This is a genomic window from Streptomyces sp. NPDC048297 (assembly GCF_043201585.1).
In the GTDB taxonomy this organism is placed as follows: domain Bacteria; phylum Actinomycetota; class Actinomycetes; order Streptomycetales; family Streptomycetaceae; genus Streptomyces.
In genome coordinates this window covers 238,211-254,547 of sequence record NZ_JBICZA010000008.1, presented here as the reverse complement: position 1 = coordinate 254,547, position 16,337 = coordinate 238,211, and the positions used below count along the sequence as shown (strand labels likewise).

The 16,337-nt window shown below is 71.5% G+C and carries 11 protein-coding genes and 1 tRNA gene; 3 read left to right on the top strand and 9 right to left on the bottom strand.

The window, feature by feature from the left end; translation table 11 throughout:
- Positions 1-155: 155 nt before the first annotated feature.
- Entirely contained in the window at positions 156-758 is a 603-nt protein-coding gene (locus ACGFYV_RS11835; protein ID WP_393878197.1) for a GntR family transcriptional regulator, read from the top strand.
- Between the two features lie 8 nt (positions 759-766).
- The gene (locus tag ACGFYV_RS11830) at positions 767-1,531 is read left to right on the top strand and encodes a glycosyltransferase family 2 protein (RefSeq protein ID WP_393878196.1); all 765 of its coding nucleotides are present in this window, start codon (positions 767-769) and stop codon (positions 1,529-1,531) included.
- 96 nt (positions 1,532-1,627) lie between these two features.
- Here ACGFYV_RS11830 and ACGFYV_RS11825 read toward each other — a convergent pair whose 3' ends face one another.
- Both ACGFYV_RS11825 and ACGFYV_RS11820 read right to left on the bottom strand, forming a co-directional pair.
- Positions 1,628-1,816, bottom strand: a complete 189-nt coding sequence (locus tag ACGFYV_RS11825) for a ferredoxin (RefSeq protein WP_393878195.1) — start codon at positions 1,814-1,816, stop codon at positions 1,628-1,630.
- A 28-nt stretch (positions 1,817-1,844) separates the two neighbouring features.
- On the bottom strand, positions 1,845-2,309 hold the full coding sequence (locus ACGFYV_RS11820) for a hypothetical protein (protein WP_393878194.1): 465 nt from the start codon (positions 2,307-2,309) through the stop codon (positions 1,845-1,847).
- A gap of 579 nt (positions 2,310-2,888) precedes the next feature.
- On the opposite strand from ACGFYV_RS11820, the gene ACGFYV_RS11815 reads away from it, so the two are divergent.
- Positions 2,889-7,145 carry a hypothetical protein gene (locus tag ACGFYV_RS11815; protein WP_393878193.1) on the top strand — a complete coding sequence of 1,419 codons (4,257 nt, stop codon included), beginning with the start codon at positions 2,889-2,891 and terminating at the stop codon, positions 7,143-7,145.
- A gap of 320 nt (positions 7,146-7,465) precedes the next feature.
- On the opposite strand, the gene ACGFYV_RS11810 is transcribed toward ACGFYV_RS11815, so the two are convergent.
- The 7 genes from ACGFYV_RS11810 to gnd all read right to left on the bottom strand — a co-directional run bounded on the left by ACGFYV_RS11810 (position 7,466) and on the right by gnd (position 16,233).
- Positions 7,466-7,539: transfer RNA gene (locus ACGFYV_RS11810), tRNA-Ile, on the bottom strand.
- Between the two features lie 112 nt (positions 7,540-7,651).
- Positions 7,652-8,383, bottom strand: a complete 732-nt coding sequence (locus tag ACGFYV_RS11805) for a DUF3566 domain-containing protein (protein WP_393878192.1) — start codon at positions 8,381-8,383, stop codon at positions 7,652-7,654.
- Positions 8,384-8,401: 18 nt separating this feature from the next.
- A complete protein-coding gene (gyrA, locus tag ACGFYV_RS11800; protein ID WP_393878191.1) occupies positions 8,402-11,014 on the bottom strand; it encodes a DNA gyrase subunit A in 2,613 nt (870 codons plus the stop codon).
- Positions 11,015-11,056: 42 nt separating this feature from the next.
- Positions 11,057-13,138: a DNA topoisomerase (ATP-hydrolyzing) subunit B gene (gene gyrB / locus ACGFYV_RS11795; protein WP_393878222.1), complete on the bottom strand. Its 2,082-nt coding sequence runs from the start codon at positions 13,136-13,138 to the stop codon at positions 11,057-11,059.
- 377 nt (positions 13,139-13,515) lie between these two features.
- Positions 13,516-14,187 (bottom strand): DUF721 domain-containing protein, encoded by a 672-nt coding sequence (locus tag ACGFYV_RS11790; protein WP_393878190.1) that lies wholly within the window; start codon positions 14,185-14,187, stop codon positions 13,516-13,518.
- A complete protein-coding gene (recF, locus tag ACGFYV_RS11785; protein WP_393878189.1) occupies positions 14,184-15,305 on the bottom strand; it encodes a DNA replication/repair protein RecF in 1,122 nt (373 codons plus the stop codon). Before recF ends, ACGFYV_RS11790 begins: the two co-directional genes overlap by 4 nt.
- 52 nt (positions 15,306-15,357) lie before the next feature.
- Entirely contained in the window at positions 15,358-16,233 is an 876-nt protein-coding gene (gene gnd, locus ACGFYV_RS11780; RefSeq protein WP_393878188.1) for a phosphogluconate dehydrogenase (NAD(+)-dependent, decarboxylating), read from the bottom strand.
- Positions 16,234-16,337: the final 104 nt, after the last annotated feature.

Below are 16,337 nucleotides of genomic sequence, written 5' to 3'. Positions count from 1 at the left end.
CGTCCGTTGTCACCACCCGTCCGTTGTCACCACCCGTCCGTTGTCACCACCCGTCCGTTGTCACCACCCGTCCGTTGTCACCACCCGTCCGTTGTCACCACCCGTCCGTTGTCACCGGTTCGGCGCGCCCCGCCGGGGCGCCGTAGCCTGGTCGCGTGTCCAAGGAGGCAGGGAGCCCGCGTACCCGGGCGGTGCGTGACAACGGGCGGCACCAGTGGGAGAAGGACCGGGCCCGCCGGCCGCGACCGACCCGCGCCGGGACCGGCGCCACCGAGCACGACACCGGACTCGCACCGCACGACCTCGTCTTCCTCGCCCGCTACCGCAGGACCGACGCGCCCGAGGACCTCGCGGACGCCTTCGGCGTGCCGGAGGGCACCGCACTGCTCGAACGCACCTACCGCACCCGGTGCGCCGACGACCCGGCCCCCTTCAGCCTCGTGACCTCGTACGTCCTCTACGACCTGGTCGCGGCCAACCCCGACCTGCTGGACGAGTCGAAGGAACCCTGGCCCGGCGGCACCCAGCACCAGCTGCACACCGTGGGCGTCGAGGTGGACCGCGTCGAGGAGCGCCTGACCGCCCGCCCGCCGACCCCGGAAGAGGCCCGTGAGCTGCGGCTTCCGCCCGGCTCGACGGTGATCCTGCTCCGCAAGACCTCGTACGGCATCGACGACCGTGTCGTGGACGTCTCCCATGTCGTCCTGCCCGCCGACCGCACGGAACTGGTCTTCACCACACGTCTGGAAAGGTGGTGAGTGCCGCCGTGCCCCGGCGCATCACCGTTGTCACCGCTGTCCACGCCCCGTCCGCCCGGTTCCTTCCGGACGCGTACCGGTCCCTGTGCGCGCAGGAGCTGCCGGACGGCTGGGAGTGGATCTGGGTGGTCCAGGAGGACGGCCGGACGGACGAGGTCCGCCCGTACGTCCCCGACGACCCGCGGGTGGTCTTCCACCAGGGGCGCCACGGCGGTCCGGGCACCGCCCGCACGATGGCCCTGGCACACGCCGACGGCCCCTATGTGAAGGTCCTGGACGCCGACGACCAGCTCATGCCGGGCACGCTGGCCCGCGATCTCGCCGCGCTGGAGGCCGACCGCACGCTGGGCTGGGCCACCTCCCGGGTCCTGGACCTGCTGCCCGACGGCTCCACGGCCGGCTTCCCCGACGACCCGGAGCACGGGCCGCTGGAGCGCGGGAGCGTGCTCGACCACTGGAAGGCGCACGGCTTCCGGGCCCAGGTGCACCCGGCGACCCTCTTCGCCCGACGGGACCTGCTGATGGCCCTCGGCGGCTGGATGGCCCTGCCCGCGTCCGAGGACACCGGGCTGCTCCTCGCGCTGAGCGCGGTCAGCCGGGGGTGGTTCACGCAGGAGGTCGGGCTCCTCTACCGCAAGTGGGAGGGCCAGATCACCGGGCTGCCCCTGCACACCGACCCGGAGGAACGCGCGGCCCGCATGGCGGTGGCGGAGGAACGCGCCCGCGCACTGGCACGGACGGGCTGGCACCACCACCCGGCCGGCCTCGACTGAGAAACACCCACCGGATCCACCAGATCCACACGGCCCACTGGATCCACCGGATCCACGGGATCCACGGGATCCACCGGGCGGCCTGGCAGGCCCGTCTCACTCGTCGATGAGAACCGCCTGCGAAGGGCACTTCTCGGCGGCCTCGCGCACCAGGGGGTCCGCTCCGGTGTCCTCCTGGCCGGACCGGACCACGCCGTATCCCTCGACGAACGCGAACACCGACGGAGCCCGGTGCGCGCATTCGGCCGAGCCGTAACACACGTTCCGGTCCACCGACACCTTCATGCGCCCTCCCACCACAGCCGACCGAGACCTACGACGACCCTGCCCCGTCGGCACCGCCCTGAACCGGCGGCAGGGAACCGCGGGCCCCGCCCGCCGTGGCGAGCCAGTGGGCCACGCGGCGCAGGGTGGGTTCGTCCAGGAGGTCGACCATCGTCTCCATCGCGCGCACGTCGTCGGTGGCGAGGTCGTAGAGCCCGGCCTTGCCGAGCCCGGCCATGAGCACCTGCTGCCGGCGGTCGGCCATGCGCTCCGCACGGCTGGTGCTCGGCTTCCCGGGGGCGTCCGGTGCGGGCGCAGGCGGAGGCGCGGGGGTGGTGTCCGGGGTGTCGAAGCGGTGCCAGGCGCCGTCCTGCGGGCCCCACAACGCGACCGTCACCTCGTCGCCGCGCGCCCGCACGGTCCGGGTCATGTCGCCGACGGCGTACAGGACGGGGGCCCGGTACGGGGAGTCGGCGCCGACCTCCCAGGTCGTCCTGGCCGGCTCGTAGAACATCGCGACCCAGCGCGGCGCACCGGGCGGTTGCGGACAGACAGGGCTTTTTCCCACGGCACTCGGCATGGCACTCAACCCCTTCGGGAACGGCGGGCCGAGGTGACCGTAACTGACGTGCCGTCAGATATCCAGAGCGGTCGGTGCGCGATCAATGGGCGGCCCGAAGAGGCTCGGAGGAGATTTCGCCGCCCGTCCGGCACCGGTCCCTCCCCACGCGGGGACCGGTACCGAACGGAACGGGCCGTGCCGGTCCGCGTCGCGTCGGCGTGCCGGCGCGGACCGACAGGGTGCGGACGACTCCGCCGGCTCGGGAAGGTCGACCGTCGACACGGCCGGCGTCCGTCTCCGGAGGAAGTTGACCGAGAACGTTCGGCGCCACGGGCCGCCCCTTCGGGGCGTGGGCCGATGGCCTGTCCGGACGGTGCGTGACTGTTCCGCCACCGCGATGTGATCCTGCCACCTGGTGCTGCCGCCGAGGAGGTCCCGGATTCCGGACCAGGGCTTCGCCGCAGGTCAGCCGTATAAGGTGAGTTTTCCGGTCCGGACGTACAGACTGCGGGGGAAGTAAGGGGTGGGACCTTGGGTTCCGACTCAGGGGCACGCACAGCCTTCGCCGAGCGCCTCGCGCTGCTCTACAAGGAAGCCGGCAACCCTCCCCTCAAGAGTGTGTCCGAGGCCGTCGTACGACTCCAGCGGGTGGACGAGCGCGGGCGCCCCGTACGGGTGTCCGCGCAGCGCATCAGCGACTGGCGGCGCGCCAAGAACGTACCGGCCCAGTTCGCCGCCCTCGCGGCGGTCCTGCAGATCCTGATCCCCGAAGCGCGCCGCGCGCGGCCCACGCCGGTCTCCGGCGGCCTGTACGACCTCACCCAGTGGCAGCGCCTGTGGGAGAGGGCGCTGGCCGACCCGGTGGGCGAGCGCCCGGCCGCGGAGGAACAGCAGCGGCTGCCGGCCCCGGATCAGGCCCCGCCCGTCGCCGGCGGGGTGTGCCCCTACCGGGGACTGGCCTCCTACCGGCGCGAGGACGCCCGGTGGTTCTTCGGCCGGGAGCGCAGCACGGAGGCGCTCGTCGCCCAGCTGCGCGCCGCGGAGAAGACGGGCGGGCTGGTCGTGCTGGTCGGCGCCTCGGGCGCGGGCAAATCGTCGCTGCTCAACGCGGGCCTGGTCCCGGCGGTGCAGGGCGGCGCCCTGGAGGACGGTGGCGGCAGGCCCGGCCCGGTGCTCCAGCTCGTACCGGGAGCCGATCCGCTCGGCGAGCTGACCCGCCGCGTCCCGGCTCTCGCCCCCCTCGCCGCCACGGCCCGCGAGGCCGAGGAGAAGGCGACCCGCAACCCGGCCCTCTCCGGCGCCGACGCCCCGCACATCGCCCGCGCGGTACGGGAGGCCCTGACGCAGTGGGCACGCAGCGGACCGACGACGGACCCCAGCCCGGCCCCTGCCCCGGACGCGGCTGCGGCTGCGGACCCGGCCCCGGCTGCAAGCGCGGCTCCCCAGGACGTACCGACAACCCCGCAGCCCCCTGCCACCGGCACCCCCACAGGCGGCACGCCCACCCCCAGCACACCCGCCACCAGCACCCCCCGCACCCCCACCCCCGCCGCACCTGCCACCAGCACCCCGACCTCCCCCGACCTCCCCCCCACCCCCCGCCCCGTCCTGATCGTCGACCAGTTCGAGGAGACCTTCACTCTCTGTGCCGACGAGGCCGCCCGGCGCACCTTCGTCCACTTCCTGCACGCGGCCTGCACGCCGCCCGCCGACTCGGCCGGGCCCGCCCCCGTGCTCGTGGTGCTCGGGATCCGCGCCGACTTCTACGAGCAGTGCCTCGGCTACCCGGAGCTGGCCGACGCGCTCCAGCACCGGCACATGGTGCTGGGGCCGCTGACCACGTCGGAGCTGCGCGAGGCGGTGACCGGGCCCGCGAAGGCCGTGGGCCTGGAGCTGGAGGCGGGCCTGACCGAGCTGATCGTCCGCGAGGTGAGCGCCGACGGCCCGCGCGGGGCGCACGACGCGGGCGTGCTGCCGCTGCTGTCCCACGCCCTGCTCGCCACCTGGCAGCGGCGCAAGGCGGGCCGGCTGACGCTGGCCGGCTACCGCGCGGCGGGCGGCATCCAGGGCGCCGTCGCGGCCACCGCCGAGCGCGCCTGGACCGGCCTCGACCCGGCCGCCCGCACCGCCGCCCGGCTGCTCCTGCTGCGCCTGGTCCGCCTCGGCGAGGACACCCACGCCACCCGTCGCCGGGGCACCCGGCGCCAGTTGGCCCAGGAGTCGGCCGACCCGGACAAGACCGAGGAGTCGCTGGAGGCGCTGGTCCGCGCCCGGCTGGTGACCCTCGACGCGGAGACCGTGGAGATCACCCACGAGGCGCTGCTGCACGCCTGGCCCCGGCTGCGCCACTGGATCGACGACGACCGCAACGATCATCTGCTGCGCCAGCGCCTGGAGGAGGACGGCCGGGCGTGGGAGGCCTCGGACCGGGACAGCTCCCTGCTGTACCGGGGCTCCCGGCTGGAGCAGGCCCGCACCTGGGCGAGGTCCGCCGGGGACACCTATCTGACCCGGGGCGCGATGGAGTTCCTGGCCGCCTCGGTGCGGCTGCGCCGCCGTACGCTCGTGATCAGCCGGGGTGCGGTGGCGGCGCTGGTCGCGCTCGCCGTGCTCGCCGCCGGTTCGGCGGTGGTGGCGTGGCAGCAGCGGGACGACGCCGTGTTCGAGCAGGTGCTGGCCGAGGCCGACCGGGTCCAGCACACGGACCCGTCGCTGGCCGCCCAGCTCGACCTGGTCGCCCACGATCTGCGGCCGGACGACGAGGGGACGTACAGCAGGCTGATCTCCGTCGTGAACGCGCCGCTCGCCACCCCCCTGCTCGGCCACACCGGCGCCGTCTACCTCACCTCCTTCAGCCCCGACGGCAAGACCCTGGCCACCGCCAGCTACGACCGCACCGTCCGCCTGTGGGACGTCGGCGACCGCAGCCGGCCGAGGCCGCTCGGCGCGCCCCTGACCGGCCACACCAGCTGGGTGAGCAGCGCGGTCTTCAGCCCCGACGGCAGGACGCTCGCCAGCGCCGGCGACGACGGCACGGTCCGCCTGTGGGACGTCAGCGACCGCGCCCGCCCCAAGCCGCTCGGCGCGCCCCTGACCGGCCACCGGGGCACGATCTACCTGGTCGCCTTCAGCCCCGACGGCAAAACCCTGGCCAGCGCCGGCGAGGACCACACGGTCCGCCTGTGGAACGTCGCCCACCCCGGCCGGGCCACCGCGCTCGGCGTCCTGCGCGGCCACACCGCGGCCGTGCGCTCCGTGGCCTTCAGCCCCGACGGGCGCACCCTCGCGACGGGCGGCGACGACGACGGCATCCGCCTGTGGAACGTGGCCGACCCGCGGCACCCCGAGCCGTTCCGCACCCGGCTGACCGGCCACACGGACCTCGTGCACTCGGTGGCGTTCAGCCCCGACGGCAGGACTCTGGCCAGCGGCAGCGCGGACGACACCGTCCGGCTGTGGGACGTCGCCGACCCCGCCCGCCCCGAGCCGATCGGCGCGCCGCTGACCGGTCACACCGGGCCGATCTGGTCGGTGGCCTTCAGTCCCGACGGCGGCCGGCTCGCCGTCGCCAGCGCGGACAGCACCGCGAGCCTGTGGAACGTCAGCGATCCCGCGGCCCCGTCCCAGGTCGGCGAGCCGCTCGCGGGCAGCAGCGGCGAGATGTACGCCCTCGGGTTCAGTCCCGACGGTCACACCCTCGCCACCGGCAGCGGCGACAGCAAGGTCCGCCTGTGGTCGATCCCGACGTCGGACATGATCGGCCGCGGCGGGGCGTTCCGCCCGGACGGCAAGGTCCTCGCCACGGCCGCCCGCGACGGCAGGGTGCGCCTGTGGAACGTGGCGGCGCCGGGCCGGCCCGTGCCGCTCGGCACCCCGTTCATGGCCGCCGACGGGGGCCAGCGCTCGATGGTGTTCTCCCCCGACGGCCACACCCTGGCCGTGCTGACCGGGAACCGGACGGTGTACCTGTGGCACGTCTCGGACCCGGCCCGCCCGGTCCTGGCCGGTCCCCCGCTGACCCTGCGGACCCGTTTCATGGGCCCGAACGCCCTGGCCTACAGCCCCGACGGCCGCACCCTGGCCACCGCCTACGACGACCGCACGATCCGCCTGTGGAACGTCACCGACCCCGCACGGCCCGCGCCGCTCGGCGCCCCCCTCACCGGCCACCGGGGCTACGTCGACGCCCTCGCCTTCAGCCCCGACGGCCGCACCCTGGCCAGCGGCAGCGCGGACAGCACGATCCGCCTGTGGGACGTCACCCGGCCGGGCCGGGCCACCGCCCTCGGCCGACCGCTCACCGGCCACTCGGGACCGGTCAACGCGCTCGCCTTCAGCCCCGACGGGCACACCCTGGCCAGCGGCAGCGACGACGACACGGTCCGGCTGTGGAACGTCACCGACCCGGCCGCACCGGGCCGCCTCGGCTCCCCGCTCACCGGCCACACCGAGGCGGTCACGTCCCTGACGTTCAGCGCCCGCGACCACACCCTGGCCAGCGGCGGCAACGACAACACGGTCCGCCTGTGGAACGTCACCGATCCGGAGTCCGCCACCCCCATCGGCCAGTCGATGAGCCCCTACGCCAAGTCGGGCACCTTCCTGTCCTTCAGCCCCGGCAGCCATGTCCTCGGCGTCTCCAGCGGCGTCGACACGGTCCGCCTGTGGAGCCTGGACGCCGAGTCGGCAATCAGCCACATCTGCGCCGTCACCATGGGCGTGCTGACCGAGCGGAAATGGCACGAGTACCTGCCCCGCCTCTCGTACGACCCCCCGTGCCCCCGCTGATCCTGCGGCGCCCGAACACCGATCCGGTCGAGATCAGCCAACTGCCCGTCACTTCACGCAGGTTGCCTACAGATTCCTTACCGACTTGGCTCCCCCAGCCCAACCAACCTTGTTACCCTTGGCCATAGCCCGATCGCTGGTGCATCCCCCGTCGCCAGCGATCGGGTTTTTTCATGCCGGAATCTCCGCGCTGCAACCTCTGCACCGGAATCTTCGCGCGGGGCCCCTCGCACGGGAGCCCTCGCCCGGCGACCTTCGCGCTGAACATGGCCACAACGCCGAAGACCCCCGATCCATCCGGACCGGGGGTCTTCGTTCTGTGGGGCTAACAGGATTTGAACCTGTGGCCTCATCCTTATCAGGGATGCGCTCTAACCAACTGAGCTATAGCCCCGCCGCGCTCTGCGGTGTGTGTCCCGCGCGCTGACCCCTGAAGATTAGCGCACGAGGCGGGCAGTCCCAAAATCGGTTGGCGGGGGACTGTCAGAAGAGCCCGGCAGGTGGGGTCACTCGTCCTCCGCCAGCGTCAGTTCCACGCCGCCGACGAAGCCGGCGGAGAGGTTGTAGATGAACGCGCCGAGCGTCGCCAGCGCCGTCGCGAGGACGACGTCGATGACCGCGATGATCGCCGTGAACGTCAGCACGTGGGGGAGGGAGAGGAAGGCCTGGAGGTCGAAGCCGTTCGCCTCGTTCGAGCCGGTCGCCTCCGAGATCGTGCCGCCCACCGTGGAGAACACGCCCATCGCGTCCATGACCATCCACAGCACCGCCGAGGCGACGACCGTGCAGATGCCCAGCGCGATGGAGAGCAGGAAGCTGACCTTCATCACCGACCACGGGTCGGCCTTCGCGACGCGCAGCCGGGCCTTGCGGGTCCGCGGAGCCGTCTTCGCCCCCGTGCGCGGCCGGCGCGTCACATCGGCCTGCGGCTGCGCCGGATAGGCCTGCGGCGGGTGGTACGGCCCGGCGGGCTGCTCGGGGTGCCGCTCCCCGGGCAGCGGGGAGCCGGGAATGCCCCCGCCGTGTGTCTGCGGGCTTCGGGTGTCCGTCACAGTTCCCCCCTGGGATCCATGCGTCTCAGCTGAGGACGAGTCCTGCGTCGCGGCCTTCACCGGCCTCAGATTCGTGGTGTGCGAGTCACCGTGGCCCCCCGCACTCGCGGCGGAGCCACGGCCGCCGCCGTTCGTCTCCGTACCCGTGGAGGTACCGGCCGACCCAGCGCCCGTGGCTCCGCTCACGATGACTCACTCCTCGTGCTACTCGGCCGAGGGCGCCTCACCCTCGTCCGTGCCGTTGGCCGCGGCAGTCTCGGCGGACTCGTCGACGACGTCCTCGCCGTCGACCTCCTCCGCCTCGCGCCCCGCCTCGGCGTTACGTGCGATGCCTACCACGGCATCGCGCTTGCCCAGGTTGATCAGTTGGACGCCCATGGTGTCACGGCCCGTCTCCCTGACCTCGCTGACTCGCGTGCGAATCACACCGCCGGACAGGGTGATGGCGAGGATCTCGTCGCTCTCCTCGACAATCAGCGCGCCGACGAGGGAGCCACGGTCCTCGACGATCTTGGCGGCCTTGATGCCGAGGCCGCCGCGACCCTGGACGCGGTACTCGTCGACGGCGGTCCGCTTCGCGTACCCACCGTCGGTGGCAGTGAACACGAACGTACCGGGTCGCACCACATTCATCGAGAGAAGGTCGTCGCCCTCACGGAAACTCATGCCCTTCACACCGGAGGTCGCACGGCCCATCGGGCGCAGCGAGTCGTCCGAGGCCGTGAACCGGATCGACTGGGCCTTCTTGCTGACCAGCAGCAGGTCGTCGTCGGCCGAGACCAGCTCCGCGCCGATCAGCTCGTCGTCCGAGCCGTCCTCGCGCTCACGCAAGTTGATCGCGATCACGCCGCCGGAGCGGGGCGAATCGTAATCCTTCAGTGGCGTCTTCTTGACCAGACCGGACCTGGTGGCCAGCACCAGGTACGGCGCCGCCTCGTAGTCACGGATCGCGAGGATCTCGGCGATCGCCTCGTCCGGCTGGAAGGCGAGCAGGTTCGCCACGTGCTGGCCGCGCGCGTCCCGGCCGACCTCGGGCAGCTCGTACGCCTTCGCCCGGTACACCCGGCCCTTGTTCGTGAAGAACAGCAGCCAGTGGTGGGTGGTGGAGACGAAGAAGTGGTCGACGATGTCGTCTTCCTTCAGCTTCGTGCCCCGCACGCCCTTGCCGCCGCGCTTCTGCGCCCGGTAGTCGTCCGTCTTGGTCCGCTTGACGTAGCCGCCGCGCGTGACCGTGACGACGATGTCCTCCTCGGCGATCAGGTCCTCGATGGACATGTCGCCCTCGTACGGGATCAGCTTCGTACGACGGTCGTCGCCGAACTTGTCGACGATCGCGGACAGCTCGTCGTGGACGATCTGCCGCTGGCGCTCCGGCGAGGCCAGGATCGCGTTGTACTCGGTGATCTTCGCCTGGAGTTCGTCGTGCTCCTGGACGATCTTCTGGCGCTCCAGCGCGGCCAGCCGGCGCAGCTGCATCTCGAGGATGGCGTTCGCCTGGATCTCGTCGATCTCCAGGAGTTCCATCAGGCCCGTGCGCGCGACGTCGACCGTGGCGCTGGCCCGGATCAGCGCGATGACCTCGTCGATCGCGTCCAGGGCCTTCAGCAGACCGCGCAGGATGTGGGCGCGCTCCTCGGCCTTGCGCAGCCTGAAGCGCGTGCGGCGGACGATGACCTCGATCTGGTGCGTCACCCAGTGGCGGATGAACGCGTCCAGGGACAGCGTGCGCGGCACGCCGTCGACCAGCGCCAGCATGTTGGCGCCGAAGTTCGTCTGCAGGTCCGTGTGCTTGTACAGGTTGTTCAGCACGACCTTGGCGACCGCGTCCCGCTTCAGGACGATCACCAGACGCTGACCCGTACGGGACGACGTCTCGTCGCGGACGTCGGCGATGCCGCCGACCTTGCCGTCCTTCACCAGGTCGGCGATCTTCTGCGCCAGGTTGTCGGGGTTCACCTGGTACGGCAGCTCGGTGACCACCAGGCACTGGCGGTTCTGGATCTCCTCGACCTCGATCACCGCGCGCATCGTGACGGAGCCGCGCCCGGTGCGGTACGCCTCCTCGATGCCCTTGCGGCCCACCACCAGGGCGCCGGTCGGGAAGTCCGGGCCCTTGATGCGCTCGATGAGCGCGTCCAGCAGCTCCTCGTGCGAGGCCTCCGGGTGCTCCAGGTGCCACTGGGCGCCGGCCGCGACCTCGCGCAGGTTGTGCGGCGGGATGTTGGTGGCCATACCGACCGCGATACCGGCCGAGCCGTTGATCAGCAGGTTCGGGAACCGCGCGGGCAGGACGGTCGGCTCCTGGGAGCGGCCGTCGTAGTTGTCCGTGAAGTCGACGGTCTCCTCGTCGATGTCGCGGACCATCTCCATCGACAGCGGCGCCATCTTGCACTCGGTGTAGCGCATGGCGGCCGCCGGGTCGTTGCCCGGGGAGCCGAAGTTGCCGTTGGAGTCGACGAGCGGCATCCGCATCGCCCACGGCTGGGCGAGCCGCACCAGGGCGTCGTAGATCGAGGAGTCGCCGTGCGGGTGGTAGTTGCCCATGACGTCGCCGACGACACGGGCGCACTTGTAGAAGCCGCGCTCGGGGCGGTAGCCGCCGTCGTACATGGCGTACAGGACGCGGCGGTGGACGGGCTTGAGGCCGTCCCGGACGTCGGGCAGCGCACGCGAGACGATGACGGACATCGCGTAGTCGAGGTACGAGCGCTGCATCTCCGCGTCGAGGCCGACCGGCTCGACGCGCTGGGTGATAGCGCCACCCTCGGTCTCGGGCGTCACTGGCTCAGGGGTGGGGTTCGGGGTCTCGTCGGCCATTGCTGGTGAAGATCCTTCCTGATGCGGTCAGCTGAGACCGACTCAGATGTCGAGGAAGCGGACGTCCTTGGCGTTGCGCTGGATGAACTGGCGGCGGGCCTCGACGTCCTCGCCCATCAGCACCGAGAACAGGTCGTCGGCCTGCGCGGCGTCGTCGAGGGTGACCTGGCCGAGGACGCGGTGCTCCGGGTCCATCGTCGTCACGCGCAGCTCCTCGGCGTTCATCTCGCCGAGACCCTTGAAGCGCTGGATGGAGTCCTCACGCACGCGCTTGCCGCGCTGGCGGCCCATCTCGAGCAGCGCGTCGCGCTCACGGTCCGAGTACGCGTACTCGATGTCGTCCCGGCCCCACTTGATCTTGTACAGCGGGGGACGGGAGAGGTACACGTTCCCGGCCTCGACCAGCGGACGCATGAAGCGGAACAGGAAGGTCAGCAGCAGGGTGTTGATGTGCTGGCCGTCGACGTCGGCGTCCGCCATCAGAATGATCTTGTGGTAGCGCAGCTTCTCGATGTCGAAGTCCTCGTGCACGCCCGTGCCGAAGGCGGAGATCAGCGCCTGGATCTCCTGGTTCTGCAGGATCTTGTCGATCCTGGCCTTCTCGACGTTGAGGATCTTGCCGCGGATCGGGAGGATCGCCTGGTACTGCGGGTTGCGGCCGGACTTGGCCGAGCCGCCGGCGGAGTCACCCTCGACGATGAAGATCTCGCACTTGGCCGGGTCGTTGGACTGGCAGTCGGCCAGCTTGCCCGGCAGCGACGCGGACTCCAGCAGACCCTTGCGGCGCGTCAGGTCACGGGCCTTGCGGGCCGCCACGCGCGCGGTGGCCGCCTGGATGCCCTTGCGGATGATGTCCGCGGCCTCGACCGGGTTGCGGTCCAGCCAGTCGTTGAGGTGTTCGTAGACCGCCTTCTGCACGAAGGTCTTCGCCTCGGTGTTGCCGAGCTTGGTCTTCGTCTGGCCCTCGAACTGCGGCTCGCTCAGCTTGACCGAGATGATCGCGGTCAGACCCTCGCGGATGTCGTCACCGGTGAGGTTGTCGTCCTTCTCGCGCAGCAGCTTCTTGTCGCGCGCGTACTTGTTGATCAGGCTCGTGAGGGCCGCGCGGAAGCCCTCCTCGTGCGTACCGCCCTCATGGGTGTGGATGATGTTCGCGAAGGAGTACACGCCCTCGCTGTAGCCGCTGTTCCACTGCATCGCGACCTCGAGGGACAGGCTCTTGTCCTTGTCCTCGGCGTCGAGGTCGATGACGGTGGGGTGGACCGCGTCCCCCTTGCGGGAGTTGAGGTACTTCACGAAGTCGACGATGCCGCCCTCGTAGTGGTACGTGACCGACTTGACCTCGGCCTTCTCGTCCGCACCCGCCTCGTCCGCACCGCTGGTCGCCTTCGCCGACTCACGCTCGTCGGTGAGTTTGATCGTCAGACCCTTGTTGAGGAACGCCATCTCCTGGAAGCGCCGCGACAGCGTCTCGAAGGAGTACTCGGTGGTCTCGAAGATGTCGGGGTCGGCCCAGAAGGTGACCGAGGTACCGGTCTCGTCCGTCGCCTCGTGCTGGACGAGCGGGGCCGTCGGGACGCCGAGCTTGTAGTCCTGCGTCCAGCGGTGGCCGTCGGTCCTGATCTCGACGGCGACCTTCGTGGACAGCGCGTTCACGACGGACACACCGACACCGTGCAGACCACCGGAGACGGCGTAACCGCCGCCGCCGAACTTGCCGCCCGCGTGCAGCACGGTCAGCACGACCTCGACGGCCGGCTTGCCCTCGGAGGGCACGATGCCCACCGGGATGCCACGGCCGTTGTCGACGACGCGCACCCCGCCGTCGGCCAGGATCGTCACGTCGATCGTGTCCGCGTAGCCGGCCAGAGCCTCGTCGACCGAGTTGTCGACGACCTCGTACACCAGGTGGTGCAGTCCTCGCTCGCCCGTGGAACCGATGTACATGCCGGGCCGCTTGCGGACCGCGTCCAGCCCTTCGAGCACGGTGATGGCGCTGGCGTCGTAGGAAGCGGAGACCGCGACGGACTCGGGGGCCTCGCCGCTCGCGCCGGCGTCGGTGGACGGGATGTTCTCGTTGGGGTTGCCGGAATCGGCCACGAAGCGCCCTTTCTGGCACAGCACGAGCCGGGCTCGGGGTACCCCTCGGAGAGAGGGTTGCCGGAGCGGCTGCGGCATGTTGCGTTGGTAAGCCTTGATCAGCGTTGCTCAGCTTTTCCCGGGCGGTCCCCACGATGGGGCGGGATTGACTCCCAGTCTACCGGTAGCGCCGACAGTAATGGGGGCTTGCCGGTACCTGAGTTCCCATGTGCCGCCCTGAACCGGTCTGTGCCGGGTCCCGATATGCGGAAGGGGGCTCCAAGCGGCTCACAGCGGCACTCAGCGCTTCGGACCGTCAACCCATGGCTATCCCGGGGTCAGCGCGCGGTCCAGACCTGTGGACAGCGGTACGGCAGGGGGATACGACGGCGGCGCCCAGCGCCCGCACGACGTGAGGTACGTCACCCGTAGGTGTCGCCGGGACCCGTGCTCCCAGGGGCCCGCAGGGGGCCGTAACGCCGGGCCGGAGCGCCGGGACCGTTGACCTTGAGCAGCCGGACCGTGCCGTGCCCGAGGTCCTCGTTGAGCCGCGCCACCAGCGTCGGGGCGAGCAGCCGCAGCTGGGTCGCCCACGCCGTCGAGTCGCACTGCACGGACAGCACGCGCTCGTCCTCGTCGTAGCGCTGCGGCACACAGTGCTTGGCCAGGTCCTCGCCGACGATCTGCGGCCAGCGGCCCATCACACCGCCCACCGCGGCGGGGGTCTCCCAGCCCCGCTCGTTGATCAGCCGGTTGATCGCGGCGCCGAGCGCCATCGGGTCGCGGCCGTCGGCACGCGCGCCGGACCGCAGACCGCCGCCGCGCCGGGCCTGCTTCTTCTGCCGCGCGGCATCGCCCTTCGCGCGTGCCTGCTCCTTCGCCGCGCGCAACGCCACGCGCGCGAGGTCGACACCGGAGGGCTCGGGAGACTTCTTCGGGCTCTGCGCGCTCTGGGCGCTCTGCGCGCTCTTCGGGTTCTTCCCGCCCGTCGTGTCCCGCGCGCCCGCCGCGTCCGGCGTGCTCTGTGTGCTCCTCGGGTCCCGGGGTGCGGGTCCGTCCGTCGGCCGTCCGTCCGTCGGTCCAGCGGTGCTCATACGCGCTCCACCGTCCCGCCGGACACCGCGTACCGGGCGCCCACCAGCACATGCGGCACGTCGGCGTCCACCGCCGCGGTGATCAGCACCTGCTCGCCGGGGGCCACCAGCTCCGCCAGCCGCTCCCGGCGACGGGCGTCCAGCTCGGCGAAGACGTCGTCCAGGATCAGCACCGGCTCGTTGCCCTCGGCGCGCAGCAGGTCGTACGAGGCCAGGCGCAGCGCGAGGGCGTACGACCAGGACTCGCCGTGGGACGCGTACCCCTTGGCGGGCAGCTGACCGAGCTTGAACAGCACGTCGTCACGGTGCGGCCCGACCAGGGTCACACCCCGCTCGATCTCCTGCTTGCGCGCCTGGGAGAGCGCGGCCATCAGCTGCGCGTAGAGGTCCTCGCGCGTGTGCGCCTCACCAGGCGCCGACGGCTTGTACTCCAGCGCCACCGGACCGCCACCGGGCGCCAGCTGCTCGTACGCCTTGTCGGCCAGCGGCTGCAGCGCGGCGACCAGGTCCAGCCGCTGGGCCAGCAGCTCGGCACCCGCGCGCGCGAGGTGCTGGTCCCACACGTCGAGGGTCGACAGGTCCATGGAGCGGCCACCGTGCCTGCGGGCCAGCGCGGCCGACTTCAGGAGCGTGTTGCGCTGCTTGAGCACCCGCTCGTAGTCCGAGCGCACGCCCGCCATGCGCGGCGAGCGCGCGATGACCAGCTCGTCCAGGAACCGGCGCCGCTCACCGGGATCCCCCTTGACCAGCGCGAGGTCCTCCGGCGCGAACAGCACGGTCCGCACGATCCCCAGCACGTCCCTCGGCCGCACCTGCGAGGACCGGTTGATCCGGGCACGGTTCGACTTGCCGGGGTTCAGCTCCAGCTCCACCAGCTGCTGCCGCTCGCCCTGCCTGACCTGCGCCCGGATCACGGCCCGGTCGGCGCCCATCCGGACCAGGGGCGCGTCGGAGGAGACACGGTGGCTGCCCTGGGTGGCGAGATAACCCACCGCCTCGACCAGATTCGTCTTGCCGTGGCCGTTGGGGCCGACGAAGGCGGTGACGCCCGGGTCGAGCGGAACCTCGGCCCGGACGTACGAGCGGAAGTCGGCCAGCGAAAGATGCGTGACGTGCATGGTGGTGCGCCGGCCTCCCCCGGGATCGTGGATCGCGGAGCGACCCTGTGGACTACTTCTTCGCCACGGCGTGGCCGCCGAACTGGTTGCGCAGCGCGGCGATCATCTTCATCTGCGGCGAGTCCTCCTGCCGGGAGGCGAACCGCGCGAACAGCGACGCGGTGATCGCCGGCAGCGGAACCGCGTTGTCGATGGCGGCTTCCACAGTCCAGCGTCCCTCACCGGAGTCCTGTGCGTAACCGCGCAGCTGGTCGAGGTGCTCGTCCTCGTCCAGGGCGTTCACGGCGAGGTCGAGCAGCCAGGAGCGGATGACCGTGCCCTCCTGCCAGGAGCGGAAGACCTCGCGGACGTTCTCCACGGAGTCGACCTTCTCCAGCAGCTCCCAGCCCTCGGCGTAAGCCTGCATCATCGCGTACTCGATGCCGTTGTGGACCATCTTCGCGAAGTGGCCCGCGCCGACCTTGCCGGCGTGCACCGCGCCGAGGTCACCCTCCGGCTTGAGCGCGTCGAAGACCGGCTGCACCTTGGCGACGTTCTCGGCGTCGCCGCCGTACATCAGCGCGTACCCGTTCTCCAGGCCCCAGACGCCGCCCGAGACACCGCAGTCGACGAAACCTATGCCCTTGGCCGCCAGCTCCCCGGCGTGCCTCTCGTCGTCCGTCCAGCGGGAGTTGCCGCCGTCCACGACCACGTCGCCGGGCTCCAGCAGCTCGGCGAGCTGGTCGATCGTGGACTGGGTGGGCTCGCCGGCCGGGACCATCACCCAGATGACGCGCGGCCCGCTGAGCTTGCCCACAAGCTCTTCCAGGCTGTGGACATCCGCGAGGTCCGCGTTGCGGTCGTATCCGAGGACGGTGTGGCCCGAGCGGCGGATCCGCTCGCGCATGTTGCCGCCCATCTTGCCGAGGCCGACGAGACCGAGCTCCATCAGTGGTGTTCCTTAAGGTCGCTGTGTGACAGGTGGGGTACCGCGTACCCGGGTCCGAGCCTAATCGCGACCCTCTGTGCACAGCTGTGGGCATACGCGCTCAA